Genomic DNA, 24876 nt, shown 5'->3' on the forward strand with positions numbered 1-24876 from the left:
GTCTGTACGAACTCCAAATTTCGCGAGTTTCCGAGTCTGGCCAGTATCGAATTTATGTTGCAAGCAACGGGCATATTCACGCACATATCTTGGACCCCCAACATGACCGCAACAGCCCATTAGGCAGTAGCGCTGAAAAATCAATCGTTCATGACTTGGTGAGGGCTGCCACTCACGACACTGATGAGAATGTGGATGGTCTTTTCGATCCGATGTAACTATGTTGTGTGCCCCAAAGAAAGACCACTTTGGAGCGAAGCGAAAGACTGCTATCAGTCGAGCCTGTGTGGAAACACATTCTATGGATGCACGTGCAACGCAGTTGGACGCTTCAGAATCGATTTTTCGCTTGATGCGCTGGAGAGGCAACTCAGAAGCATCTAAATCGCCTCTCGTGGTGTTTATACGGTCGTCTCTAAGCAACAAGGAGTCATGCCCCTGCCAACCTGATCGCCTTCATCATCCCTGCAATCCCAAGAATTGCCATAACCCTGCGCAGGTTATAGGCCAGTACGTGCAGACTGATTTCTGTGCTGACGTTGGCCAACCCTTTCATCGTGAAATGCGTAGCACCCATCCAGGACTTCAGCGTGCCAAACACATGCTCCACTGTGCAGCGCCTGAGCTTCATCTTCTCCCGGCTGTTGTCGATGCGCTTCTGCATGGTGTCCAGAACGGCCTCATGCTCCCAGCGCTTCACTCTGCGTTCTTTGCCCGTGGTGCAGTGGGCCTTTTGCAGGCAACTCCCACAGTGCGATGACCAGTAGGCATACATCTTCATGCCATCTTCGGTGCTGGTACTGCGGTAAGGCAGGCGTTGTCCTGCAGGACACAGGTATTCGTTGTCTTTGGCAATGAAGACAAAGTCAAGTTTGCTGTAGCGGCCCTCAGCTTTGCTGCCAGAGGTCATGGGCTTGGGTACATATGCCTTGATTCCTTCGAGTTCGCACGCCCGTATCTCCGTACTCTTGAAGTAGCCCCGGTCTGCGATGGCTTCCAATGCGCTATCGCCAGTGGCCTCTCTGGCCTGGATTGCCATGTTGGCCAACTGCCCCCGGTCACTGCCGCTGGTGATGACCTCATGGGCAACGACCAGATGGTGTTCGGTCTCTACGGCCGTTTGTACGTTGTAGCCCACCAGTCCTGTGCCAATGCGGCTGGAGACCATGGAGCGCGCCTGCGGGTCTGTCAGAGAGATTTGACCATCTGGTTGCTGCTCCAGGCGCTTGCCAAGGTCGCGTAGCTCTTGCATCTGTTTCTTGAGAAACGCAATCTTGTCCTGCAGGCGCTGTGTGTTCGTCTCCATCTCTGGCTGTTGGGTGCGGTCTGCAGTTTCCAGCTGCCCCAGGTAGCGCTCGATACTCGCATCGACTTGCCGCATGCGCTGTTCCAGCTTGTGCTGGGTGAAGTTCTTGTCGCGGTTGTTGACGGCCTTGAACTTGCTGCCGTCGATGGCCACGATGACTTGGGTGAAGAGCTTGAGCTGGCGGCACATGGCGATAAAGCGTCGACAGACGTTACGGATGCCTGTGCCGTTGTCATGGCGGAAATCTGCAATCGTTTTGAAGTCCGGTGCCAAGCGCCCAGTGAGCCACATCAACTCCACATTGCGCTGGGCCTCACGCTCCAGGCGGCGGCTGGATTGGACCCGGTTGAGATAGCCGTAGATGTAGAGCTTCAGGAGCATGGCCGGGTGGTAGCCGGGGCGTCCCGTTGCCGCTGCTTGCATTCCTTCAAAGCCCAACCCAGCCAAATCGAGTTCATCGACAAAGATGTCAATCACGCGTACCGGGTTGTCTTCCCCTATAAAGTCATCCAAACACTCGGGCAGCAAGGTGACTTGCTGGCGGTCTGCTCCTTCTATGAATCTCGGCATTGCCCATCCTCCCTGCGTTTGCATAAGTCATAGCAAACGTCAGGCAGGATTCAAGGGGTTTACACACAGGCTGAGTCTGCAGGCGCCGAGCTTCGGGGCGGAAGCGGCCCTTCAGTCGTGTGGTCCCGTTGGCTATAGATCTCGAAAAATTAGTCTTTTCATGTTCGTCAATCCTGTCCTGCATCAACCCCAATGAAACTGCAACACAGCATCATTCGTCTCTTCTTTGTTTGTTGCGTCGTGACAACTTACGGATGGAGTGACTATGCAAACGCGCAACCAACGTCGAAGGTGCCCAAGGGGCTTCAAGTTGTAGCAAGTCAGTTTGCTAATTCATATATCCTGGGCACTGGGGAGTCGCACTTTCTCACTAGCGTGAGCACTGTTGACGCTGGGAACGCCGTTGCGGTCGTTGGATCCATAGGCGACTATGGACGAAATCCAAACGCATACACCCTGTACTTAAAGCTGATCGATGGGAAGTGGAAGGTCTTCAAATACGATTTCGTCTTCAGGCCGACTGGCAAGAGGGAGTCCAGAGACCAAGTTCCACCATTTCCATATCCGGGTTGGGAGAAACAAGCACCTTGACCTTCCCCAGAAGCTCCCGATTTAACCCACGGCGGGCTTCGGTAGTTATGACCACATAGTTTGCGTATTGGGCCTGACTCTGGCCTCCTACGCGCCGCGCCAAGAATGTCTGCATTCAGTCTGTAGACGCCTCGGCTTCGGGGTGGAAGCGGACGTCCGCGGAATCACCTGAATGGGGATAGGCAACCTACAGTCAATTGACACGTTCCTTCAATGACTTTGCTATTTCTACAACGTTGTCAAATCCTTGGAGCTTAATGGACTGCCTGTCCTTAAATATCAACGATAGTTCTGGCCATTCTTTTTGATTGAGCTCCACCTTTTCAATCGCGGAATAGTTGATTCGATTCTCTCCGTGAGGATGCCCCAGGATAAGTTCGTTTTCACCCAACTCCAATGAAATCTGTTCGGCAATTGATGGCCACGTCTTTAAGGCAATAGAGATTTTCCAAAGAGCGCCAACGGCAAAGAGAACAACAAGTGCAGCCGCTTGGTGCTTAGAACGTACATGCTGTTGAAACAGGACCACCACCACCGTAAGAGCAGCAAGAATGAGAAATAGCATTTGCCATTTCCTGATTTGAACTTCGCGCTGAATGAAGCTGTCGCGTAACTTGAATTTCATAAGTCAAATTGTGGGTGTGATGTAACTCAGGTGTTGGCGCCAAACACTAAGTTCGTGTGAAGAACCGCCATCGCGGTCCTTCAATCAAGTACGCGAACCCGAAGCTTTCAATGTACATATGTTGCCGCCGGTGAACTTTTGCGACAGACCGCGTCCAGTCTGTAGCCGCCTCCGCTTCGGGGGCGGAAGCCGACATCTCAGGGCACGTCTCTGCTAGATATCATGTCGATGCCCCGTCTGTACATTATTCGTTAGGCGACCATGAAACGTTTTCTGGCATTTTTTCCGTCTTTTATCTCAGGGTTTTGCGCTCAACCCGCCTTCGCTGCAAAGCCAGAATTATTGGTTCAACAGTTCATCGAGGATTATCAGGAGTGGAATGACAAGGCACTGAAATTGAGTGCGCAGCTACCTTCGGGCGAAGGAATAAAGCTAGCAGAAGCTGCTTACATAGAATTGCTGAAAAAGTTTTATCTTCCTTCCTTCAAAGGACAGCCCATTGCATTTGGAACCGAATCAGATCATTCGCCAAGGCAAGAGCGCATTGTTTCAAGCAATATCTCCATTAAAACGGCCGTCGTAACAACAAAATCAGAATCAACGGTCGTCTCAAATTTTGTCGCAGATTACGAGTATCACCTGATCTATCAGCCGCGGAGGTGGTATTTAGAGGAAGTTTATTACGTTGATGATGACGGTCGGTATGCGGGTTTGTAAAGCGCCGAACCTCTCGGTCGAAGAGGTGGCTATGTGCTTTGATGCATTGAATGCCTGCTTCCAGTGGCGGATTCAACCGGTCGATGCAACCGCACGCATGCACAAATTAGCGCAGCGTGACACGCATATCCATATCTGTTTTTCTTAGATTTCAGCGGCCTGCTTATTCGATAAATTTTGGGCCATCGTCTCTGTGCGATGTTTTATGCCCAACCATCGCCTGCACGCCTATTCCCCCACCAGCACGCCGCAGCGGCTCGCCAGCAGCCAGGTGCGCGGTGCCGCCGTGGAATGGCCCACCATGGCCTTGTGGCTAGCCGTTGTAGGCAGCTGGGTGCTGGTACTGGCCACCGCACGCCACATGCCGGTGTGGCTCCACTTTGCGGCGCTCACCGTTCTGGCAACCTGGTACATGAGCCTGCAGCACGAACTGCTGCACGGCCACCCCACGCGCCTGGACGGGGTCAACCGCCTGATGGGCCTGCTGCCCATCGCGCTGTGGTACCCCTACGACCTGTACAAAGCCCACCACCTGACGCACCACCAAGACCAGCATCTGACCGAGCCCGGCGTCGACCCCGAGAGCAACTACCGCCACGCTGCGCATTTGCGGCCGCGCTGGAAACTCGCGCTGGTCACCAGCCAGCGCACCGTGGCGGGCCGGCTGCTGCTGGGCCCGGGCCTGACAGTGGTGCACCTGACTGCCGATGTGGCATGGGCTATCCGCCGTGCGGACGCCCGGCGGCTTTGGATCTGGGCGCAGCACCTGACACTCGCCGGTGCGTTGCTGGTGGCCGTGGAGTACGCCACCGCAGTGTCTGCCTGGGAATACGCCGCCGCCAGCTACTTTGGCATGGGCCTGGGCATGCTGCGCTCCCTGTATGAGCACCGCCCCGCAGCGCTGCCCGCACACCGCATCGTCATTAACGAGGCAGCGCTGCCATGGCGTCTGCTGTACCTGAACAACAACTACCACGCGGTGCACCACACGCACCCCGGCCTGCCCTGGTACCGCATTCCCAGCTACTACCGCGCAGACCGCACGGGCTACCTGGAGCGCAATGGCAGCTTCCTGCTTCAGGGCTACGTCTGGTTGCTGCGCAAGCACCTATGGCGCCCAATCGATTCCCCTTTTTTTCACTGACACAAGGACTCACCATGACATTCCCATTCACACGCCGCGCCCTCACCCTGGCCGTGCTGGTAGGCACGCTCACTGCCCCCACCGCCTGGGCCCAAAGCACCCCAGTGCGCGTGGGCTCCAAGATCGACACCGAGGGCGCGCTCCTGGGCAACATCATTGTTCAGGTGCTGGAAGCCAACGGCATCAAGACCGAAAACAAGGTGCGCCTGGGCAACACCAAGATCGTGCGCAGCGCCATCGTGGCCGGCGAGATCGACATCTACCCAGAGTACACCGGCAACGGCGCCTTCTTCTTCTCGGATGAGAAAAATCCGGCCTGGAAGAGCGCCAAGGCCGGTGCCGAGTTGGTCAACAAGCTCGACGCATCGGCCAACAAGATCACCTGGCTGGACGCCGCCCCCGCCAACAACACCTGGGCCATCGCTATCCGCAAGGATGTGGCCACGGCCAACAAGTTGAAGACCCTGGAAGACTTGGGCCGCTGGGTGTCCGGTGGCGGCAAGTTCAAGCTGGCAGCCTCCGCCGAGTTCATCGAACGCTCGGATGCACTGCCCGCCTTCCAGACTGCCTACGGCTTCAAGCTGAGCCAGGACCAGCTGCTGACGTTGGCCGGTGGCGACACCTCCATCACCATCAAAGCTGCGGCTGAGCAAACCTCCGGCGTGAACGCGGCCATGGCTTATGGCACCGACGGCCCCGTGGCCGCCCTGGGTCTGGTGATCCTGGAAGACCCCAAGGGCATCCAGCCCGTCTACGCGCCTGCACCCATTGTTCGCGAGTCCGTGCTGGCAAAGAACCCCAAGATCCGTGAAGTGCTGGCTCCCGTGTTCAAGACGCTGGATGGCCCCACGCTGCAAGCCCTGAACGCAAAGATTGCACTCGAAGGCCAGGACGCCAAGAAGGTGGCGGCTGACTACCTGAAAGCCAAGGGCTTGGTCAAAGGCTGAGTTCAGGCTTATGGCATTCGCCCTGCCGATGTACTTCCCCCCGGGGAAGGCAGTGCAAGGTTTTGCAGAAGCGTTGCGTGCCGAACTGCAAAACCGTCTGCCTCCGGCATGGGCTGCACATGTACCGCTGGCTCTGGAATGGCCCACCGACTACGCAGCCCACTGGTTGTCGCCGTCGCTGCTGCTGAGCCAGTCCTGCGGCTATCCGCTCACCCACGCACTGCGGGGCAAGGTGCAATTGCTGGGTACATTTGTCTACGCCGTGGCAGGGGCGCAGGGCATCCATTGCCGCAGCCAGATCATTCGGCGCCGTGACGACACGCGCGATACGCTGGCCGCCTTCCGTGGTAGCACGGTGGCCTACAACGGGCGGGATTCCCAGTCCGGTTACAACGCGCTGCGGGCGCTGATCGCCCCCTTGGCGGAACACGGTCGCTTCTTTAGCGACGCGTTGGAAACAGGGGCCCACCTGCAATCCATTCGTGCGGTGTTGGATGGCCGGGCGGACATTGCCGCGATTGACGCGGTGACCTGGGCCTTGGCACTGGAAACAGAGCCGCAATGGGCACACGCCCTGACCACGTGGACCGAGACCGCGCCCTACCCGGGCCTGCCCTTGATCACCGCTGCACACACCCCTGCCGAGGTCGCTGCCCATTTGCAGAATGCCCTGCACACGGTGGCCACTGCGGCGCCATACGCTGCCACGCGGGCACCGCTGCACATCGCTGGTTTTGTGAGGACCACGCCCGAAGACTATGCCGTCTGCCGCGCGATGGAAAAACAGGCCGCAGCGTTGGGCGTACACCAGCTGTGAGCGGCACTGCGCAGCGCTTGCGATGAATCATTCCATCGATATCTGATTTCATTCGTTCTCATTACCAGCGCATCTGAATAACCTGCTCACAGGCCCTGCAACGAAGCGGGGCCATTGTTCAACGCTGATTCATTAGGGAAAACCATGCGCGTACCTTTCATCCTCAAAACCGTCTCTGCCACCCTGCTCGCCGTTGCGAGCTTGGCAGCCCACGCCGACCAACTCAGCGACATCAAGAAAAAAGGCGAGATCGTCATCGGCGTGCTCGGCATCGACGAACCCAACAGCTTCATTGACCCCAAGACCCGCGAATTCATTGGCTACGAAATCGATCTGGCCAAGGCCATTGCCGCCAAGATTGGCGTGAAGCCCGTGTTCAAGCAAATCGCTGTGGCTGCCCGCATTCCCGAGCTGCAACAAGGTGGTGTGGACCTGCTGGCCGCATCCCTGACGCACAACAAGGAACGTGAAGCCCAGGTGGACTTCTCCCTGACCACCGTGGTGACCGGCCAAAAGGCCCTGGTGAAGAAATCCAGCGGCATCAAGGACGTACCTGATCTGGCTGGGAAGAAGGTGGTAACCGTCAAGGGCGGCACCCAGGAGCCGAACACCAAGAAGGCTGTGCCAACGGCTGAAGTGGTGACGTTTGAGAACACCCAGCAAGCCTTCCAGGCCCTGCAACAGGGCAAGGGCGTGGCGTTTGTGAATGATGAAGCCAGCCTGATTGCCGAACACGCCAAGCTGGGCGACAAGGCCAAGGACTATGTGATCCTGCCGCAAAACCTGAGCGTGGAACCTTTGGCTTTCGGCATCAAGAAGGGTGAAACCAGCCTGAAACTGGCGGTGGACGACACCTTGCGCGGCCTGGAAAAAAGCGGCGCTGCAGAGAAGACCTTCCTGCAATGGTATGGCCCCAACACCAGCCTGAAATTCCCCAAGCGCACCTTCAAGATCGACTCCGACAAGATCGACGGCTAAGCCACGGCCCTGTTCTGACCCACCAAACCGCCCTGTTGGGCGGTTTGGTTTTTTCCCCTCCTCCCCGTGTTTGATCTCTCCCTCCTCCTCACAGGCCCGTACCACGATCTGTTGGTCAAAGGCTTGCTGCTCTCCCTCACCCTGCTGGGGCTGACCCTGGTTCTTGCATTGCCGCTGTCCCTGCTAATCGCTTTGCTGCGGCTTGCGCCCTCGCGCATCTTGAATGCGGTGGCCTGGAGCTATGTGGAAGCCATCCGCAATGTGCCGCTGCTGGCGCACATGCTGTTCTGGTATTTCGGCGCGCCCGAGCTGCTGCCCGAGGCCACGCGCGAGTGGCTCTATGGCCACAACTTCGAGGCCATCGCCGCGCTGTGCGCGCTCACGCTGTACACCGCGGCCTTCATGTCCGAAGACATCCGCAGCGGCATACGCGCCGTGCCCCCCGTGCAGCTGGAAGCTGGCCGTGCGCTGGGCTTTGGTTTTCTGACCACCATGCGCCTGGTGGTCCTGCCGCAGGCCCTGCGCGTGACGGTGCCCCCGCTGGTCTCGCAAACGCTGAACCTCTGGAAGAACACCAGCATTGCCACCGTCATTGGCACGGCCGAGCTCATGTACCAGGCTGCCAAGGTGGAAACCGCCACCTTTCGCAGCTTTGAGCCCTTTGTGTTTGCCACCGTGAGCTACCTCTCGCTGTCGCTGCTGATCACCGGCCTGGGTGCCTGGTACCAACACGCCTACCCCGTGAGGGCCGCCACATGAGCTTTCTGGAAATGCTGGACACCTACTGGGTGTTCTTCCTCATCGGCCAGTACCCCAATGGTCCGCTGGGCGGCCTGAGCCTGACGCTGCTGCTAGCCAGTGCGGCACTGCTGCTGGCCCTGCCTTTGGGCCTGGTCCTCGGCGTGTGCCGGGTCAGCCCCTGGCGCGCCATCCGCTGGCCGGTGACCGCGCTGGTGTTTGTGGTACGCGGCACACCGCTGCTTATGGTGGTGTTCTGGGCCTACTTCTTTTTGCCCAGCATCACGGGCGTGAAGACAGGCCAGTTCCCCACCATGCTGATGGCGCTGGTGGTATTTGATGCGGCCTACCTGGCGGAAATCGTGCGCGCCGGCATCCAGTCGCTGCCCAAGGGCCAGACCGAGGCGGCGCGTGCGCTGGGCCTGTCCTACATCGGCACGTTGCGGCTGGTGCTGCTGCCCCAGGCCGTGCGGCACATGCTCCCCTCGCTGATCAACCAGTTTGTCTCCACCATCAAGGAAACGTCGCTGGGTTACATCATCGGACTCAGTGAGGTCTCCTTCATCGCCAGCCAAATCAACACCCAGGTATTCACCATGCCAGCGCAGGTCTACCTGATCCTGGCCTTCACCTACTTCGTGCTGTGCTTCGGGCTGTCGCGCGTGGCCTATGGCCTGGAAAAACGCCTCTCCACGCGCCGGCCCAAGCGCCGCACCGTTCTCCTCACCGACCAGCGCGCCCCTGCGCAGGAAGTTCCCGCATGATCGAGTTTCACCAAGTCAACAAGTGGTACGGCGAGTACCAAGCCCTCAGCGACATCAATGAGACCGTGGCCCGCGGCGAGATCGTCGTGGTCTGCGGCCCTTCGGGCTCGGGCAAGTCCACGCTGATCCGCACGCTGAACCGACTCGAACCTATCCACTCTGGTCGCATCACCCTAAACGGCCAGGACATCCATGCGCGCGGGTTGGATGTGAACGCGTTCCGTGCCGGCATTGGCTTTGTGTTCCAGCAGTTCAACCTGTTTCCCCATCTCAGCGCGCTGGACAACTGCACGCTGGCCCCACGCCGCCTGCGGGGCCTGAGCGCGGCCCAAGCCAAAGAAGAAGCCCTGGCCCTGCTGGAGCGCGTGGGCCTGGTGCACAAGGCCCACGCCTTTGCCTCCGAACTCTCGGGCGGGCAACAGCAGCGCGTGGCGATTGCACGCGCGCTGGCCATGAAGCCCCCGGTGCTGCTGTTTGACGAACCCACCTCGGCACTGGACCCCGAAATGGTGGGCGAGGTGCTGGCGGTCATGAAAGACCTGGCCCGCGATGGCCTGACCATGCTGGTGGTGACGCACGAAATGGGCTTTGCCCGCGACGTGGCCGACCGTGTGCTCTTCATGGACGCCGGCCACGTGCTGGAACGCGCCACGCCGGAGCAGTTTTTCAACCGCCCGGAACACCCACGCGCCCAACAGTTTCTGGCCGACATCCGCTCTCCGTTTGCGGTGGCCTGAATCACTCTGCATGTCTACACGCACACTGCCCATCCTGGACCTGCGCGACTTCACCACGGGTGATGCGACACAGCGCGCGGCGTTTGTGGCCCAGCTGCGCCAGACCGCCCACCACATTGGCTTCTTTTACCTGCGGGGTTTTGGTGCCGGCACGGTAGTCATCAACCTTGGCGAGGTGCTGGAAATTCTGACCCAAGGCTATCTGCGTGCCACCACACACCGCGTGGTCAGCCCCATCGGAGCCAGCAGCCGCCTGTCGGTGGCACAGGCGTCCGGTGTGGACACGGACCCACAGAACCCTCTCATCGCCCACACGGGGCGCAACTTGCTCAAGGGTCGGCTACGTTCGCACCCCGAGGTGACACAGCGCTTTTATGCAGATGTGCAACCACCGAAAAACGCGCATGGATATGCGCAAACAATCCTTGGCGAGACTTATGCGACTCCCTAGCATCAGGGGTTTGAAAAGCGCCCCGAGATATGAGCCAGCCATCGACAGCAACCTCCGCCACCGCACACAGCGTCTGGCCTGACTGGAACACAGCGGCCCAGGCCGTGATTGAAACGGGCCGGCAAGCCGCGCAGCGTGGCTGGGTACCGGCGACTGCGGGCAACTTCTCGGTGCGCGCCGCCGACGGCCTCGTGGCCATCACACGCTCCGGGGTCGACAAGGGCGCGATGGTGCTGACCGACATCCTGCGCCAGCCCGCCGGGCAAGCCTTGTTGCCAGGCTCCTCCGCCGAAGCCGAACTGCACCTCCGGCTGTATGCCGACCACCCCACCCTGGGCGCTGTGTTCCATACCCACAACCTGGCCGCTTCGGTGTTGGGTCGCCTGCATGTAGCCCACGGTCGCATCGTGCTGGAAGGCTGGGAACTACAAAAGGCCTTGCAGGGCATACGCACACATGAGACACGCGTGCACTTGCCCGTGTTTGCCAACACCCAGGACATTGCGGCACTGGCCAATGAGGTCTCCGCGCACTTTGCACTGGCACCGGCAGACACCGTGCTGGCACCCGGCTACGTGATCGCCGGCCACGGCCTCTACGCATGGGGCAGCGATGCCCGACAAGCCTGGCGTCACCTGGAGGCGCTGGACGTGCTCTTGGCACAGGTGCTGGCACTGCGCGCCTGAACCTTCTCTTTTGGATACCCCATGACCACCCTCACCACCTACCATGTCTCCACACCCGGCCAGCTCGTGCTGCAAACACGCGACGACCTCGTCATTGCCCACACCCTGGCCCAAGCCGGCATCCAGTTCGAGCGCTGGGCCGTACGCACCTTGCCGGCCGATGCCGACAGCGCTGCCGTACTGAGCGCCTATGCACCCGAGATTGAGCGCCTGAAAGCCAGCAAGGGCTACACCACCGTGGATGTGGCGCGCATCACGCCCGAGCACCCGGACCGCGCGGCCATGCGCCAGAAGTTCATCGAGGAACACACGCATGCTGATGACGAGGTGCGCTTCTTTGTGGAGGGCGCGGGCGCGTTCTACCTGCACCTGGGCGACACGGTGTTGCAAGTGCTGTGCGAGGCCGGCGACCTGATCTCGGTGCCCGCCGGCACGCGCCACTGGTTCGACATGGGCCCGGCGCCGCGCTTCACGGCCATTCGCCTGTTTGTCTCGCCCGATGGCTGGGTAGGCCACTTCACGGGTGACCCGCTGTCGGCAGCGATTCCGCGCCTGGACGCGGTAGCGGCCTGAGGTACCTATGAGCGACCGCGACCCCACCCCACACACCCACGACTACCGCGTACTGCAACGCGAAGAGATCGCAACGCTGCTGGCACAGTGGCCCGCGGTGGCCGCACGCCTGGGCGGCCAGCCCGCCCAGTGGACCGTGCAGGACGTGGCCGATGGAAACCTGAATGCCGTCTACCTGGTCGAAGGCCCGCTGGATGGCCTCTGCGTCAAACAGTCCCTGCCCTATGTGCGCGTGGCCAAGGACGACTGGCCGCTTTCCGTGGAGCGTGCGTACTTCGAGAGCGCCTACATGCAACGCACCGAGCCCTTTGTGCCCGGACTGGTGCCGCAGTTCCTGCACTTCGATGCCACGCTGCGCGTCATCGTCATGGAGCGCCTGCAGCCGCACACCATCCTGCGCAAGTCCCTCATCGAAGGCGTGCGCCATGCCGATGCGGCACGCGCGGTGGCCGACTTTGCCGCAGCGTCCCTGTTCCACACCTCGGACATCAGCACACCGTTCGAGCGCAAGTTCCAGGACGTGGCCCTGTTCTCGCAAAACCACGACCTGCAGCGCATCACGGTGGACCTGGTGTTCATCGACCCCTACCAGGTGCATGCGCGCAACCGCTATGCCTCGCCACAGCTCGCCGCCGTGGCGCAGTCGTTGCGCGACGACGCGGCGCTGAAGGCTGCCGTGGCCACCTTCCGCAACCACTACCTGGCCAAGCCCCAGGCACTCTTGCATGGCGATCTGCATTCGGGTTCGGTCATGGTGACGCAGACCGACACGCGCGTCATCGACGGTGAATTCGCCTGGGTCGGCCCTATCGGCTTCGATACGGGCATGTTCATCGCCAACCTGCTCATGGCGTGGTACGCCAAGGCGGGACACAGCGGTGACACCACTGGCTACCGCGCCTGGATACTGGAGCAGATTGCGGTCTTCTGGCAGCGCTTTCACGCGCAGTTTCTGGCCCACTGGAACACCCATGGCGGGCGTGGCGATGGCTATCCCGACAGCCACTTTGACGCCACCGCACTGCCAACCGTGCAGGCCGCGTTTCTACAAGACGTGTGGGCCGACACGCTGGGTTTTACCGCCATCGAGATCATCCGCCGCACCATTGGCTTCTCGCAGATTGCAGACTTTGGGGCTGTTGCCGATGTAGACCTGCGCGCCCGCCAGCAAGCCGCCGCGATTGCACTCGCACGCGACTTGCTACTGCACCCCGCACGCTACGAGGATGTGCAGGCCTTAGTCTCTGCCGTGCCTGCTTTCGGTCTCCACTGATGCCCCACCTCACATTCCAGGCGGCTGTGGTGCTGCTCGACATCGAAGGCACCATAGGCTCCAAAACCTTTCTCACCCAGGTGTTGGCGCCCTATGCGCGCAACCACCTGCGCACCTACATTGCGCAGCATGCAGACCTGCCCGCCGTGGCCCAGGCGCTGCAGGACACCGTGGCACTGGCCGACACGCCGAACGTAGATGCGGTGGACACGCTGTTGCAATGGATCGCGGAGGACCGCAAGGCGCCGCCGCTCAAGAAGCTGCAGGGCCTGGTCTGGCAAAAAGGCTTTGAGGGTGGCGACTTTCAGGGGCATCTGTACGCCGACGCGGTAGCCGCGCTGCAACACTGGCACGCAGAGGGCCTGCCACTGGCCATTTACTCATCCGGCTCGGTGCAGGCCCAACACCTGTACTTTGCACACAGCGTGGCTGGCAATCTGCGGCCTTGGTTTCACTCGCACTTTGATACCGACAGCGGTGCCAAGGTGGAAGCCGCGTCCTACCTGCGCATTGCGCAGGCCCTGGGCCAGGCGCCTGCAGAGGTGCTGTTCGCCTCCGACAGCGTGGCCGAGCTGCAAGCCGCGCAAATCGCCGGACTGCAGGTGGTGCATGTGGTGCGCGAGGACACGGCGCCCGACGCGCGCTTTGCCAGCGTGCAAAGCTTTGTCGAATTGCAGGTCCAGCGCCTCCCATGAAGATCCACGGAACCCATTACCGCTCCATTTGGTGGGACGCGGCCGCCGACGGCGTGCGCGTTATCAACCAGCTGGCGCTGCCCTTCGCGTTGGACACCGTACTGATCCGCAGCGCCGACCAGGCCGCCCACGCGATCCGCACCATGACCGTACGCGGCGCGCCCCTCATCGGTATCACCGCCGCCTATGGCTTGGCGCTGGCGCTGCGCCACGACGCATCCGACCCCGCGCTGGAACAGACCGCGCACGGCTTGCTGGCCACGCGACCCACGGCCGTGAACCTGCGCTACGCCATTGAGGTGGCGCTGGCACAGCTGCGCCCCTTGAGCCCCGCGCAGCGGGCCACGGCCGCACTGGAGATTGCTGCACAACTGGCCGATGAAGACGTAGCGCTGTGCCATGCGATTGGCCAACACGGCTTGCCCTTGATCGAAGCCGCCTGGGCCAACCGTGGCACGCGCGAACGCGTCAACATCCTCACCCACTGCAATGCCGGTTGGCTGGCCACGGTGGACTGGGGCACGGCGCTGGCACCGATTTACGCCGCGCACGACCAGGGCATTCCGGTGCATGTGTGGGTGGATGAAACCCGACCGCGCAACCAGGGTGCGCTGCTCACTGCGCTGGAACTCGGCTGGCATGGCGTGCCCCACACCGTGGTGGCCGACAACGCGGGCGGCCACCTCATGCAGCGCGGCGATGTGGGCCTGTGCCTGGTGGGCGCGGACCGCGTGACCACACGCGGCGACACGGCCAACAAGATAGGCACCTACCTGAAGGCACTGGCAGCCTTCGACAACGGCGTGGGCTTTCATGTGGCGCTGCCCAGCCCGACCATCGACTGGCGCATGGACGACGGCCTGCGCGAAATCCCCATCGAAGAGCGCAGCGGTGATGAGGTGCTGACCGTACAGGGACTGGATGCGCAAAACACGCTGCGCTCCGTGCGCGTGGCAGCCCCCGGCAGCCCTGCGGCCAACCCCGCATTTGATGTGACACCGGCGCGGCTGGTGACCTCGTTTGTGACCGAGCGCGGGGTGCTGGAACCGCATGCGCTGCACACGCTGCGCAGGCAGAAAACACCTGCGCAGAAAACGCATATCTAAGCAGTTTTTTCTTCATTGGCGGCGTGCGCTGCGGCCGATAGCATCCACCCCTCTTCTTACATTCGTTGGCCTGTCTTTGTCCTCTTTTGCCACTCCGTTGGTTCGTATTCGCGGCTTGAAAAAGCACTTCGCGGCGACCCGCGCACTCGACGGTCTGGTGCTGGACATCGCCAACGGTGAAGTGCTGGCCCTGATGGGTGCCAATGGGGCGGGCAAGTCCACCCTCGTGAACATTCTCTCGGGCGCCTTACAGGCCGACGCGGGCACGCTGGAGCTGGCAGGTCAGGCCTACGCACCCGCATCACCACGCGACGCCGCACGCCACGGCGTGGTCACCGTGCACCAGTCCACCGACCGCGTGGGCGCTGCTGGGCAGCGTGTGGCCGATGTGCTGCTGCTGGACCGCTTTGCGTCCGGCGATGGCGCCCTCTTCGTCTCACGCCGCAGCATCCGCAAGCAGGCCCTGGACGTGCTCGCCCACACCGGTTTTGCACTGGATGTGGATGCCGACTTTGGCGACCTGGGCGCGGCCGACCGGCAGCTGGTGGCAATTGCCCGTGCCGTGGCCGCGCAGGCCAAGGTGCTGATCCTCGATGAGCCCACGGCCAGCCTGTCGCAGGCCGAGGCTGAGCGCTTGTTTGCCGTGCTGCGCGACCTGAAGACACGCGGTATCGCCATCCTCTACATCTCGCACCGCATGGCAGACCTGCAGGCCATTGCCGACCGCGTGGTGGTGTTGCGCGGTGGTGTGGTTGCAGCAGACTTTGTGCGCCCCGTGCCGTTTGATGCCGCCGTGGAGGCCATGATTGGCCGCCCGCTGGCCAGTGCCCGCGTGGCGGCACGGCCCATGGCCGACCGCGTGGTGCTGGACCTGCGTGGCGTGCGCCTGCTGGCACACAGCCCGGCCTTTGACCTGCAGGTCTGCCGCGGCGAGGTGGTCGCCATCACCGGCCATCTGGGTGCGGGCAAAAGCCGGCTGCTGCGTGCGCTGTTTGGACTCGAATCTCTGGCTGCTGGTAGCGTGGAACTGCAGGGCCAACCCTATGCGCCACGCGGCCCGCAAGAGGCCATTGCGTCCGGCGTGGGCCTGGCGGGCGAAGACCGGCATCGCAGCTCGCTGCTGCCCGCGGGCTGGCCCGGTGCCACGGTAGCGGGCACGATTGCCCTGCCGCACCTGCACCGCTGGTTTCCGCGCGGCTGGCTGCGCCCCTCGGTTGAACGCAAGGTGGCCCAATCTGCCATCACGCGCCTGGGCATCCGCACACGCGGGCCCGACGCACCCATGGAAACGCTGTCCGGCGGCAACCAGCAAAAGGTAGTGCTGGCGCGCTGGCAATCCGAACCCCAGCACCTGATGTTGCTGGACGAACCCTTTCAAGGCGTAGACGTGGGCGCACGCGCCGACATCATTGCGGCCCTGCGCGCCGACACGCAGACCGCCACCCTCATTGCCACCAGCGACCCCGAAGAGGCGCTGGAAGTGGCCGACCGCATCTATGTGATCCAGCACCACGACCTGCAGCCCGCATCCGAACACGGCAGCGCTGCGGTACTGGTCTGAGCCATGGAACCTTTTTTCGCCCATCCCCGCGCCCCCATGCCTGCTACCTCCGTATCTACCCCATCTACCCCCGGCATGACCACGTCTACCCCGCCGCTCTCACTGGCCACCATCGCGGCCCAGGTGCGGCGCTATGCCATCTTCGGTTTGCTACTGGCCATGCTTATTGGCTTTGGCCTGGCCGAGCCCGCGTTCTGGTCGGTGGGCAATGCGATGAGCGTGCTGCAGGCGGTCTCCGTCGTCGCCATCCTCGGCGTGGGCGTGACCGTGACCATGGCCGTAGCGGGCTTTGACCTGTCGATTGGTGCCACGGCAGCCTCCAGCGTGATGGTGGCGGGCTACAGCATGGTGGTCTGGCAAAACGGTGCACTGGCCAGTGTGGTGGCCGTGCTGGTGCTGGGCGTGGCCGTGGGCCTGGCCAACGCGTTGCTCATCGTCAAACTCAAGGTGCCCGACCTGCTGGCCACGCTGGCCATCATGTTTTTGCTGGGTGGCCTGCAGCTCATTCCCACAGCCGGGCGCTCCATCTCCAGCGGCATGATCCTGCCCGATGGCAGCTCGGCCACGGGCAGCTTCAGCCCCGACTTTCTGGCGCTGGGCCGCGCCACGCTGGGCGGCGTGGTGCCGCTGCCGGTCGTCATCCTGGCGGTGCTGGCCGTGGTGTTTTACCTGCTGACCGAGCACACGCGCATCGGCCGCCTGCTGTTTGCCACCGGTGGCAACGAACTGGCCGCGCGGCTGGCCGGGGCGCCCACGGCACGGCTCAAGGTGCTGGCCTATGTGATCAGCGCCAGCCTGGCGGCACTGGGTGGTGCGCTGGTGGCGGCGCGCGTGGGGCGCGGCGATGTGTCCTCGGGTTCTTCGCTGCTCATGGACGCGGTGGCGGCCTCGCTGATTGGCTACGCCGTGCTGGACGCACGCCGCCCCAATGTGGCGGGCACCGTGGTGGGCGCCATCTTTGTGGGCGTGCTGCTCAACGGGCTGACCATGCTCAACGCCCCCTACTACACGCAGGACTTCGTCAAGGGCGCGGTGCTGGTGGGCGCGCTGGCCATGACCTATGGCCTGAGCCGGCGCGACTGAACAGCTTCTCCCCTTCAATTTTTCGTTTCGTTTTCTTCAACACTCTCAGGAGGATTTTCATGGTCAAGCACACACTCAAAACCATCGTCAGCGCACTGGCGCTGGCCAGCGCCTTTGGCGCCAGCGCACAGATCGCCGGCGCGCCGGCCCCCTTCGACAAGGGCGGCGTGAAGGTGGCCCTGGTGGCTTACCTGTCGGCCGGCGACTTCTACCAGGCCTACCAGGCCGGCGCACAGCAACAGGCCAAGGCCCTGGGCATTGACCTGCGCGTCTACCCCGGCCGCCAGGACGCTGCCGAGCAGCGCAACCAGATCGAACAGGCCATCAACCAAAAGGTGCACGGCATCATCGTGGACCACGGTCTGCCCGAGTCGCTCAAGGACGTGGTGCAAAAGGCGGTGGACGCCGGCATCAAGGTCGTGGCGTTTGACGTGAACCTGGACAACGCGAAGATTCCTCAGATCGAGCAGAGCGACCACGCCCTGGCCCGCCATGCGCTGGAGCAAGCCGCCAAGGACAACGGCAAGGCCTTCAAGGCGGGCTACGTCTACGTGGCAGGCTTCGCGCCGCTGGACCGCCGCAACGAGGTGTGGACCGAGTTCAAGGCACAAAACAGCGGTGTGACTGAGAAAGTGCGCTTTGGCGTGGTGAACGCCACCACCGCGGCTTCCGTGGCCGACCAGGCCAAGGCCGCGCTGCGCGCCAACCCCGACGTGACCGTGGTGTTTGCCCCCTATGACGAATTTGCGCGCGGCGTGAAGTTGGCCGCGCAAGAGCTGGGCATCTCCAAGAAGCTGAAGATCTACTCGGCCGATGTGTCCACCGCCGACATCCAGGAAATCACCGAAGCTGACAGCCCCTGGGTTGCCACCGTGGCCACCAACCCCGCCGTGGTCGGTGCCGTGTCCGTGCGTGCCGTGGCCCTGTCCATCGCCGGCAAGGACCCCGGCCGCCGCGTGGTGGTAGAGCCCAGCCTGCTGACCCAAAAGCAACTGCGTGACGCGGGTGTGAAGACCGTGGAAGAGCTCAGCGCCAAGCTGCCCGCCTTCGGCCAAAGCACCGTGGCCACGGCACCCTGGATCAAGAACGCCCCCAACTAAACGGGGCGCTAACCCCTGGTCCGCGGACCGGGGAGTGCTTATTTGCTATGAATACCGTAGCTGCTTGCGGATATTCCACGAGGGCTAGAGCCCCATTTGGCACTTAAATGTCCTGTGCAGGCGCTCGGCGGAAGCTGGCGGCGGCATGGCGTGTCGGCAGCGTGGGGCCCTGGCCCAATACCTTGTGACGCAGGCTGCCTTCCTCATAGGCTGTTTTGAACAGGCCGCGGTTTTGCAGCTCGGGCGTGACGATGTCCACAAAGTCTTCATAGCTCTCGGGCACCACGGTGCGGCTTAGGTTGAAACCGTCAATGCCGGTGTCGCGCACCCAGCCCTGCAGCGTGTCCGCCACCTGGCTGGCATCGCCCACGATGGCCGGGTAGCGCCCGCCCAGTTCAAACAATTCCAGCAACGAACGCCGCGTCCAGCCCCGCTCCTGCGCGGCTTTGGTGGCGGACTCGATGGCATTGGAATTGCCATAGGCAATGGGCTCGTCCAGGTCGTACTGGCCGTAGTCGATGCCGGTGCTGGCCGAGAAGTGGGCCAGGCCCGCCTCGCGACTGGCGTACTGCTTGTAATCGGCGTACTTCTCCTGCGCCTCGGCCTGCGTGCGGCCCGGCACCACAGCCACGCCCATGAAAACCTTCACATCGTCGGGCCGGCGCCCGGCGACCACCAGCTGTTCGCGCAGGGCCTGTACGGCTGCACGCGCCGCCTCCTTGCTGGGCGGGGAGATGAACACGCACTCGGCATGGCGCGCGGCAAAGCGCTGACCACGGCCCGAGCTGCCGGCCTGGAACAGCACCGGCGTGCGCTGCGGCGAGGGTTCGGACAAGTGGTAGCCGTCCACCTGGTAGTGCGTGCCCTGGTGCTGCACGCGGTGCACCTTGCGCGGGTCGGCAAACACGCGGGCCGCCTTGTCGCGCAGTACGGCGCCGTCTTCCCAGCTGCCTTCCCACAGTTGGTAGAGCACGTCCAGAAACTCGTCGGCTTTGTCATAGCGGGCGTCGTGCGCCAGCTGCTCGGACAGGCCCATGGCGCGCGCGGCGCTGTCCAGGTAGCCGGTGACGATGTTCCAGCCAATGCGACCCTGGGTCAGGTGGTCCAGCGTGGAGAAGCGGCGCGCCAGCAGGTAGGGTTGCTCGTAGCTGAGGTTCACGGTCACGCCAAAGCCCAGGTGCTGCGTGACCGCTGCCATGGCGGAGACCAGCAGCGTGGGGTCGTTCACGGGCAGCTGGATGGACTCGCGCAGCGTGACATCCACATTGCGCTGGTACACGTCGTAGGTGCCCACGATATCGGCCAGGAACAGGCCGTCAAACAGACCACGCTCCAGCGTGCGCGCCAGGTCGGTCCAGTAGGGAAGGGTGTTGTAGCGGTGGGACTGGTCGCGCGGGTGCGTCCACAGGCCGTGGCTGATATGGCCCACGCAGTTCATGTTGAAGGCGTTGAGCAGGATGTGTTGTTGGGAGGGCATGGCAAACGGGAGGTACTGCCACCGAGGGCGGCAGGGAGAGGGAAAAGGCTAGATGGCGTGCACGCGCTGCAGGGCCGCCAGCACCTGCACGCGGGCCTGAGACAGTGCGGGATCGGTGCGGTCACGCGGCTGCGGCAGGTTCAGCGCGACGGATTCACGCACGGTGCCGGGGTTGGCCTCCAGCACCAGCACGCGGTCGCTCAGGTACACGGCTTCGTCAATGTCATGCGTGACCAGCAGCAGCGTGATGCCGTGGTGGCGCGCGATGCGGGTCAACAGGTCTTGCAGCTTCATGCGCGTGAAGGCGTCCACCGCAGAGAAGGGTTCGTCCAACAGCAGCACGCGGGGTTGGGTGAACAGGCCACGCGCGATCGCCACGCGCTGCGCCTGGCCACCGGACAGTTCTTTGGGCAACGCCGCCTCGTAGCCGGCCAGCCCCACTTCGGTCAGCAGCTCGGACACCCGGGCGCGTGTGGCGGCCGTGGGCGACGGTTCGGCAAACGCCACGTTGTCGGCTACGCTGAGCCAGGGGAACAGGCGCGGCTCCTGAAAGATGAAACCAATGTCGGGGCTGCGCCCGGTCAGGCGCTGGCCGTCCAGGCTGACCTCGCCGCTGAAGGCGCGCTCCAGCCCCGCGACGATGCGCAACAGCGTGCTCTTGCCCGAGCCGCTGGCGCCCACCAGGCTCACCACCTCGCCTGCGGCAATCTGCAACTGGATGGGGGCGAGCACATGCTTGCTGCCAAAGTGCTTGGCCTGGATGCGGGCTTCGAGAACGGCGCTCATGGAGGACGTCAGGCGCGGCTGTCGTGGGTGTCGCGCCAGCGCAGCAACCGGGTCTCCAGCTGCTGCATCACGGTGTCGCTGAGCTGGCCCAGGATGGCCAGCAGCACAATGGCCGCCAGCACGATGTCGGCCCGGCTGGTCTCGCGGCCATCAGTGAGCAGGTAGCCCAGGCCCTTGGTCGCAGCAATCAGTTCGGCCGCGACCATGAACATCCAGGCCAGGCTCAGGCCGTTGCGCAGGCCGGTCAACACGGGCGGCAGCGCCGCCGGGAACAAGACGCGCCGCACCATGGCCACCGGCCCCAGCCCCACCATCTGCGCCACCTCCACCAGCTTGCGGTCCACGTCCCGAAAGCCGGAGGACACGCCCATGTAAACGGGGAAGAACGCTCCAATGGCGATGAGCACGATCTTGGATGCCTCGTCAATGCCCAGCCAGAGCAACAAGAGCGGCACCCAAGCCAGCGAGGGGATGGCGCGCAGCGCCTGGAAGCTGGGGTCCAGCACCGCCTCGGCCCTGCGGGACAGGCCCACCCAGGCACCAATCAGCAACGCGGCGCTGGCGCCCAGCGCAAAGCCGACTGCCACGCGTACCGTGCTGGCCAGCACATGGGCCGTCAGTCCCTCGGCACCCAGGCCCACCAGCGTGCGCGCCACATCACTGGGCGCGGGCAGCAAGTGGGCGCTGATCCAGCCCAGGCGCACCGCCAATTCCCCGCCCAACAGCACCAGAGCAGGCAGCACCAGCCCCCACCAGGGGCGCAGAGGCGCCGCGCTTTCACGCGCCTCCGCACGCCGTCCCGGCGCAGCCTCTGCGGCCGGTGTTGGCTGGACGAACAGGACTTCGGGGTTGACGGACATGGGGCTGCGCAGGAACTCAGGTGCGCTGGATCAGCGGCACCGAGAACTTGGTGTTCACCAGGCTGGCAATCGCCTTGTTCAGGTCTGCATCGGGTTTGACCAGCGCTTCGTCCACCAAGATGGGAGCGGCGGCCTGCAGGGCCTTGATGTGCTCTTGCGACGGCAGCGGGTTGCTGAAATCGGTGCGCAGCTTCACCTGCAGCAAAGCCACTTGCAGACTAACCTTGGCCTCTTCGGCCACGATCTTGGCGGCCTCGGTGGTGTTGGCCAAAATCCATTTGCGCGCACGCTCATAGGCAGTGATCACGCGGGCTACTTCGGCCGGGTGGCTGGCCAAAAATTCTTCGCGCACATTCAGAAAGCCATAGGTGTTGAAGGCCACGTTGCGGTAGATCAGGCGCGCACCCGAGTCCAGCTCGCTGGCGGCCATGATGGGGTCCAGGCCGGCCCAGGCGTCCACCCGGCCTTGCTCCAGCGCCACGCGTCCGTCGGCGTGCTGTAGCGACACATGCTCAATGTCGCTGCGCTTAAGGCCTGCGGTCTTCAGCGCACGCAGCAAGAACAGATAGGGGTCGGTGCCCTTGGTGGCGGCAATCTTCTTGCCCTTGAGGTCCTTGAGCGACTGGATGGGCGAGTCCTTGGGTACCACCAGCGCGGTCCACTCGGGGCGGGAGAAGATGTAGGGCGCGGTGATGGGGTTGCCATTGGCTTTGGACAGCAGAGCGGCCAGGCCGGCGGACGAACCGATGTCCAGGCTGCTGGCGTTGAGGTACTCCAGCGCGCGGTTGCTGCCAGCGCTGAACACCCACTTGATGGCCACGCCGTCTTTCTTGAATTCGTCTTCCAACCAGCCAAAGCGGCGCAGCACCAGGCTGGGTGGCGAGTAGTACGCATAGTCCAGGCGCAGCTCTTTCAGGGGCTCGGCCGCAAGCGCGATGGAGGGCAGCGCGAGGCTGGCGCTGGAGACAGAGGCGGCTTGCAGCAGGGTGCGGCGAGAAATGGTCATGGAAGTCTTTGCAACGGGTTTCAGAAAGCAGGGTCAGGAGTACGGCGTGGGGTCGGGGAACTGGCCATCCAGCAGGTAGCGGCCGAGGTCGCGGTACTTGTAGTCAATGGGGTCGTGCAGGGTATGCACGCGGGCGTTGCGCCAGAAACGGTCCAGCCCCAGCGATTGCGAGCTGGCGCGGGCACCGGTCAGTTCGAAAAACTGCGAACTCACCTCCAGGCTGGCCTTGTGCGCGAGCGCCTTGGCCTCGTTCACCGCAATGGCCACTTCGCCACGCTGCTGCGCAGTGAGCGTGGGGCCCACGGCCCAGGCGGTGTCCAGTTGGCGCGCGGCGTCATCGGCCACCAACACGGCGGGGCGGATCAGCAGCCACAGCTCTGCGATACGGTGCTGGACATAGGGGTCCTGGCTGGCGCTGGCGGCGGTCGAGAAGAACGAGGGTCGCGTGTGGTGCTGGATCTGGTGGCGCGCTTCGTCGAACGCGCCTTGGGCCAAGCCCAGGTAGAGGTTGGTGAGGATGAGTTGCGACACCTGCGTGCGCAGCGTGGCCCAGGGCGTGCGCTGCACGCCGGGGCCCTGCAGCACTTCGTCGTGCCGGATCTGCACCTGGTCAAACTGCACGGTGCCGCTGTCGGTCTGGCGCTGGCCAAACGCATCCCAGTCGGCCACGATGGTCACACCCTGGCGGGTACTGGGCACGACGACCACCACCGCGCTCTGGCTGGCCGCATGCCAGCCGGATGCCAAGAGGTAGTCCGACCCCACGGAGCCCGAGCAATAGCTCTTGGGCCCCTGCAGCACAAAACCACCGTCGCACTCCGTCACCGTGGCGCGCTTGTCCAGCGGGTTGAGGGCATTGCCCCAGAAAATCTGCTGCTCCACCGTGGCCTTGAGCAGGCGGGCGTGTTGCTCCGCATTGCCAAATTGCTGGATGCTGGCCACCTGCAAATGGTGAAAGGCAAAGACATGGGCCAGCGCGCTGTCGGCCTCGGCCAGGCGACGTATGGCCTTGTAAATATCGCTCCACAGCGCGCCACTGCCACCCCAGACTTTGGGAATGCTGAGGTTCAGCAGTCCGCTGTCGCGGATGGCCTGGCGCTCTGCCGTCGCATGGCCACCTTGCTGGTCGCGCACCACGGCGGTGGCCTGGAGTTGGGTGTAGAGCGCCTCGACTTGGGCGTCGATGTCGGCCGAACGCAACGCCTGCTGCGCCGCCAGAGTTTCGTGTGCGGACATAGCGCCGAGACTACAGTCCACCACCCCTGCATCCAAGCGATCAATTCACATATGGATATGCAGATTGGTAGCTAGGCCGTCTCGATTGCTATAGTTTCAATAGCTGCTTGCGCAAATTCCATGCGGGCTAGCGCTTGTTTTCTCACAAAACATTGAGCGGCACCTTGAGGTACACCCGCCCATCCGACTCCGCCGGTGGCATGGCACCGGCACGGATGTTGACCTGCACCGAGGGCAGGATCAGGGTGGGCATGGCCAGGCCCGCGTCGCGCTGGCTGCGCATGGCCACAAAGGCGTCCTCGGTCACACCGTCGTGCACATGGATGTTGCTGGCGCGCTGCTGCGCGACCGTGCTGACCCACGCTGCGTCGCGCCCCTCGGGCGGGTAGTCGTGGCACATATACAGGCGCGTGTCGGTGGGCAGGTCGAGCAACTTGCGCACGCTGGCGTAGAGCTGGTGCGCATTGCCACCGGGAAAGTCGCAACGCGCGGTGCCCACGTCGGGCATGAACAGGGTGTCGCCCACAAACACCGCATTGCCCACCTGGTAGGCCATGCAGGCTGGCGTGTGGCCCGGCAACGAGAGCGCCTGGACGCGCAGGTCACCAATGGCAAACACTTCGTCGGGCTGGAACAGGTGGTCGAACTGGCGGCCGTCGGGGTGGAACTCGGGCTCCAGGTGGAAGACGGCCTTGAAGACGTTTTGCACACCGGTGATGGCGGCGCCAATGGCGATCTGGCCACCGAGCTGCTTGCGCAGGTAGTGGGCGGCGGACAAGTGGTCGGCATGGGCATGGGTTTCCAGAATCCACTGCACGGTCAGCGCCTGTTCCTTTACAAATGCCGCCAGGGTATCGGCCGACCGGGTGCTGGTGCGGCCGGACTTGGGGTCAAAGTCCAACACCGAGTCGACCAGCGCGCAGTGGCCGCCCGCGTGGTCGAACACCACGTAACTCACGGTCCAGGTGGCGGGGTCAAAAAAGGCTTGCACCTGGGGTGTGGCGGTGGCAGAAAGGATAGGGGAAGCAGTGGCTGTCATGGAAAACTCC

At 63.0% G+C, this 24876-nt stretch carries 25 protein-coding genes; 17 read left to right on the forward strand and 8 right to left on the reverse strand.

Features of this window, described 5'->3' with window-relative positions:
- Nucleotides 1–430 precede the first annotated feature (430 nt).
- Together J2X15_RS13370 and J2X15_RS13375 are read right to left on the reverse strand one after the other, a co-directional pair.
- Nucleotides 431–1876, reverse strand: a complete 1446-nt coding sequence (locus tag J2X15_RS13370) for an IS1182 family transposase (protein WP_310343657.1) — start codon at nt 1874–1876, stop codon at nt 431–433.
- A gap of 784 nt (nt 1877–2660) precedes the next feature.
- On the reverse strand, nt 2661–3092 hold the full coding sequence (locus tag J2X15_RS13375; RefSeq protein WP_310343659.1) for a hypothetical protein: 432 nt from the start codon (nt 3090–3092) through the stop codon (nt 2661–2663).
- Between the two features lie 261 nt (nt 3093–3353).
- Here J2X15_RS13375 and J2X15_RS13380 point away from each other — a divergent pair, with 261 nt between their 5' ends.
- From J2X15_RS13380 to J2X15_RS13460, 17 genes are all read left to right on the forward strand, one after another.
- Entirely contained in the window at nt 3354–3809 is a 456-nt protein-coding gene (locus tag J2X15_RS13380; protein ID WP_310343661.1) for a hypothetical protein, read from the forward strand.
- A 205-nt stretch (nt 3810–4014) separates the two neighbouring features.
- On the forward strand, nt 4015–4953 hold the full coding sequence (locus tag J2X15_RS13385) for a fatty acid desaturase (protein ID WP_310343663.1): 939 nt from the start codon (nt 4015–4017) through the stop codon (nt 4951–4953).
- A gap of 14 nt (nt 4954–4967) precedes the next feature.
- Nucleotides 4968–5900: a glycine betaine ABC transporter substrate-binding protein OsmF gene (gene osmF, locus J2X15_RS13390; protein WP_310343665.1), complete on the forward strand. Its 933-nt coding sequence runs from the start codon at nt 4968–4970 to the stop codon at nt 5898–5900.
- Nucleotides 5901–5910: 10 nt separating this feature from the next.
- Entirely contained in the window at nt 5911–6717 is an 807-nt protein-coding gene (locus J2X15_RS13395; RefSeq protein WP_310343667.1) for a phosphate/phosphite/phosphonate ABC transporter substrate-binding protein, read from the forward strand.
- Nucleotides 6718–6861: 144 nt separating this feature from the next.
- Nucleotides 6862–7695 carry a transporter substrate-binding domain-containing protein gene (locus J2X15_RS13400; RefSeq protein WP_310343669.1) on the forward strand — a complete coding sequence of 278 codons (834 nt, stop codon included), beginning with the start codon at nt 6862–6864 and terminating at the stop codon, nt 7693–7695.
- A gap of 66 nt (nt 7696–7761) precedes the next feature.
- A complete protein-coding gene (locus tag J2X15_RS13405; protein WP_310343671.1) occupies nt 7762–8454 on the forward strand; it encodes an amino acid ABC transporter permease in 693 nt (230 codons plus the stop codon).
- Nucleotides 8451–9197, forward strand: a complete 747-nt coding sequence (locus J2X15_RS13410) for an amino acid ABC transporter permease (protein ID WP_310343673.1) — start codon at nt 8451–8453, stop codon at nt 9195–9197. Before J2X15_RS13405 ends, J2X15_RS13410 begins: the two co-directional genes overlap by 4 nt.
- Nucleotides 9194–9934 (forward strand): amino acid ABC transporter ATP-binding protein, encoded by a 741-nt coding sequence (locus J2X15_RS13415; protein ID WP_310343674.1) that lies wholly within the window; start codon nt 9194–9196, stop codon nt 9932–9934. The genes J2X15_RS13410 and J2X15_RS13415 overlap by 4 nt, the downstream gene beginning before the upstream one ends.
- Nucleotides 9935–9944: 10 nt before the next feature.
- Complete coding sequence (locus J2X15_RS13420; RefSeq protein ID WP_310343676.1) at nt 9945–10385, forward strand: 2OG-Fe(II) oxygenase family protein; 441 nt, start codon at nt 9945–9947, stop codon at nt 10383–10385.
- 29 nt (nt 10386–10414) lie between these two features.
- Nucleotides 10415–11071 carry a methylthioribulose 1-phosphate dehydratase gene (mtnB, locus tag J2X15_RS13425; protein WP_310343678.1) on the forward strand — a complete coding sequence of 219 codons (657 nt, stop codon included), beginning with the start codon at nt 10415–10417 and terminating at the stop codon, nt 11069–11071.
- A 21-nt stretch (nt 11072–11092) separates the two neighbouring features.
- Nucleotides 11093–11644 carry a 1,2-dihydroxy-3-keto-5-methylthiopentene dioxygenase gene (locus J2X15_RS13430; RefSeq protein ID WP_310343680.1) on the forward strand — a complete coding sequence of 184 codons (552 nt, stop codon included), beginning with the start codon at nt 11093–11095 and terminating at the stop codon, nt 11642–11644.
- A 7-nt stretch (nt 11645–11651) separates the two neighbouring features.
- The gene (mtnK, locus tag J2X15_RS13435; RefSeq protein WP_310343682.1) at nt 11652–12917 is read left to right on the forward strand and encodes an S-methyl-5-thioribose kinase; all 1266 of its coding nucleotides are present in this window, start codon (nt 11652–11654) and stop codon (nt 12915–12917) included.
- A complete protein-coding gene (gene mtnC, locus J2X15_RS13440; RefSeq protein WP_310343684.1) occupies nt 12917–13612 on the forward strand; it encodes an acireductone synthase in 696 nt (231 codons plus the stop codon). Before mtnK ends, mtnC begins: the two co-directional genes overlap by 1 nt.
- Nucleotides 13609–14718 carry an S-methyl-5-thioribose-1-phosphate isomerase gene (gene mtnA / locus J2X15_RS13445; RefSeq protein WP_310343686.1) on the forward strand — a complete coding sequence of 370 codons (1110 nt, stop codon included), beginning with the start codon at nt 13609–13611 and terminating at the stop codon, nt 14716–14718. The genes mtnC and mtnA overlap by 4 nt, the downstream gene beginning before the upstream one ends.
- A gap of 115 nt (nt 14719–14833) precedes the next feature.
- Entirely contained in the window at nt 14834–16279 is a 1446-nt protein-coding gene (locus J2X15_RS13450) for a sugar ABC transporter ATP-binding protein (protein ID WP_310343688.1), read from the forward strand.
- Between the two features lie 75 nt (nt 16280–16354).
- Nucleotides 16355–17362 (forward strand): ABC transporter permease, encoded by a 1008-nt coding sequence (locus J2X15_RS13455; protein ID WP_409034287.1) that lies wholly within the window; start codon nt 16355–16357, stop codon nt 17360–17362.
- 59 nt (nt 17363–17421) lie between these two features.
- Nucleotides 17422–18462, forward strand: coding sequence for a substrate-binding domain-containing protein (locus J2X15_RS13460; protein ID WP_310343690.1), 1041 nt, complete (start codon nt 17422–17424; stop codon nt 18460–18462).
- Nucleotides 18463–18565: 103 nt separating this feature from the next.
- Here the strand turns inward: J2X15_RS13460 and J2X15_RS13465 are convergent, their stop codons facing one another.
- From J2X15_RS13465 to J2X15_RS13490, 6 genes are all read right to left on the reverse strand, one after another.
- Nucleotides 18566–19939, reverse strand: coding sequence for an LLM class flavin-dependent oxidoreductase (locus J2X15_RS13465; RefSeq protein WP_310343691.1), 1374 nt, complete (start codon nt 19937–19939; stop codon nt 18566–18568).
- A gap of 48 nt (nt 19940–19987) precedes the next feature.
- On the reverse strand, nt 19988–20725 hold the full coding sequence (locus J2X15_RS13470; protein WP_310343693.1) for an ABC transporter ATP-binding protein: 738 nt from the start codon (nt 20723–20725) through the stop codon (nt 19988–19990).
- An 8-nt stretch (nt 20726–20733) separates the two neighbouring features.
- On the reverse strand, nt 20734–21585 hold the full coding sequence (locus tag J2X15_RS13475; RefSeq protein WP_310343695.1) for an ABC transporter permease: 852 nt from the start codon (nt 21583–21585) through the stop codon (nt 20734–20736).
- Between the two features lie 16 nt (nt 21586–21601).
- Nucleotides 21602–22591 (reverse strand): aliphatic sulfonate ABC transporter substrate-binding protein, encoded by a 990-nt coding sequence (locus J2X15_RS13480; RefSeq protein WP_310343697.1) that lies wholly within the window; start codon nt 22589–22591, stop codon nt 21602–21604.
- Nucleotides 22592–22624: 33 nt separating this feature from the next.
- Complete coding sequence (locus tag J2X15_RS13485; protein ID WP_310343699.1) at nt 22625–23827, reverse strand: acyl-CoA dehydrogenase family protein; 1203 nt, start codon at nt 23825–23827, stop codon at nt 22625–22627.
- Nucleotides 23828–23969: 142 nt separating this feature from the next.
- Nucleotides 23970–24866 (reverse strand): MBL fold metallo-hydrolase, encoded by an 897-nt coding sequence (locus tag J2X15_RS13490; RefSeq protein ID WP_310343701.1) that lies wholly within the window; start codon nt 24864–24866, stop codon nt 23970–23972.
- Nucleotides 24867–24876 lie beyond the last annotated feature (10 nt).

Origin of the sequence: Rhodoferax saidenbachensis (assembly GCF_031457975.1) — a bacterium.
Lineage (GTDB): Bacteria > Pseudomonadota > Gammaproteobacteria > Burkholderiales > Burkholderiaceae_C > Allorhodoferax > Allorhodoferax saidenbachensis_A.

Coding starts and splice junctions, on each gene's coding strand:
- J2X15_RS13370 (WP_310343657.1), bottom strand. CDS start 1,876: ATGCCGAGATTCATAGAAGGAGCAGACCGCCAGCAAGTCACCTTGCTG.
- J2X15_RS13375 (WP_310343659.1), bottom strand. CDS start 3,092: ATGAAATTCAAGTTACGCGACAGCTTCATTCAGCGCGAAGTTCAAATC.
- J2X15_RS13380 (WP_310343661.1), top strand. CDS start 3,354: ATGAAACGTTTTCTGGCATTTTTTCCGTCTTTTATCTCAGGGTTTTGC.
- J2X15_RS13385 (WP_310343663.1), top strand. CDS start 4,015: ATGCCCAACCATCGCCTGCACGCCTATTCCCCCACCAGCACGCCGCAG.
- osmF (WP_310343665.1), top strand. CDS start 4,968: ATGACATTCCCATTCACACGCCGCGCCCTCACCCTGGCCGTGCTGGTA.
- J2X15_RS13395 (WP_310343667.1), top strand. CDS start 5,911: ATGGCATTCGCCCTGCCGATGTACTTCCCCCCGGGGAAGGCAGTGCAA.
- J2X15_RS13400 (WP_310343669.1), top strand. CDS start 6,862: ATGCGCGTACCTTTCATCCTCAAAACCGTCTCTGCCACCCTGCTCGCC.
- J2X15_RS13410 (WP_310343673.1), top strand. CDS start 8,451: ATGAGCTTTCTGGAAATGCTGGACACCTACTGGGTGTTCTTCCTCATC.
- J2X15_RS13415 (WP_310343674.1), top strand. CDS start 9,194: ATGATCGAGTTTCACCAAGTCAACAAGTGGTACGGCGAGTACCAAGCC.
- J2X15_RS13420 (WP_310343676.1), top strand. CDS start 9,945: ATGTCTACACGCACACTGCCCATCCTGGACCTGCGCGACTTCACCACG.
- mtnB (WP_310343678.1), top strand. CDS start 10,415: ATGAGCCAGCCATCGACAGCAACCTCCGCCACCGCACACAGCGTCTGG.
- J2X15_RS13430 (WP_310343680.1), top strand. CDS start 11,093: ATGACCACCCTCACCACCTACCATGTCTCCACACCCGGCCAGCTCGTG.
- mtnK (WP_310343682.1), top strand. CDS start 11,652: ATGAGCGACCGCGACCCCACCCCACACACCCACGACTACCGCGTACTG.
- mtnC (WP_310343684.1), top strand. CDS start 12,917: ATGCCCCACCTCACATTCCAGGCGGCTGTGGTGCTGCTCGACATCGAA.
- mtnA (WP_310343686.1), top strand. CDS start 13,609: ATGAAGATCCACGGAACCCATTACCGCTCCATTTGGTGGGACGCGGCC.
- J2X15_RS13455 (WP_409034287.1), top strand. CDS start 16,355: ATGACCACGTCTACCCCGCCGCTCTCACTGGCCACCATCGCGGCCCAG.
- J2X15_RS13460 (WP_310343690.1), top strand. CDS start 17,422: ATGGTCAAGCACACACTCAAAACCATCGTCAGCGCACTGGCGCTGGCC.
- J2X15_RS13465 (WP_310343691.1), bottom strand. CDS start 19,939: ATGCCCTCCCAACAACACATCCTGCTCAACGCCTTCAACATGAACTGC.
- J2X15_RS13470 (WP_310343693.1), bottom strand. CDS start 20,725: ATGAGCGCCGTTCTCGAAGCCCGCATCCAGGCCAAGCACTTTGGCAGC.
- J2X15_RS13475 (WP_310343695.1), bottom strand. CDS start 21,585: ATGTCCGTCAACCCCGAAGTCCTGTTCGTCCAGCCAACACCGGCCGCA.
- J2X15_RS13480 (WP_310343697.1), bottom strand. CDS start 22,591: ATGACCATTTCTCGCCGCACCCTGCTGCAAGCCGCCTCTGTCTCCAGC.
- J2X15_RS13485 (WP_310343699.1), bottom strand. CDS start 23,827: ATGTCCGCACACGAAACTCTGGCGGCGCAGCAGGCGTTGCGTTCGGCC.
- J2X15_RS13490 (WP_310343701.1), bottom strand. CDS start 24,866: ATGACAGCCACTGCTTCCCCTATCCTTTCTGCCACCGCCACACCCCAG.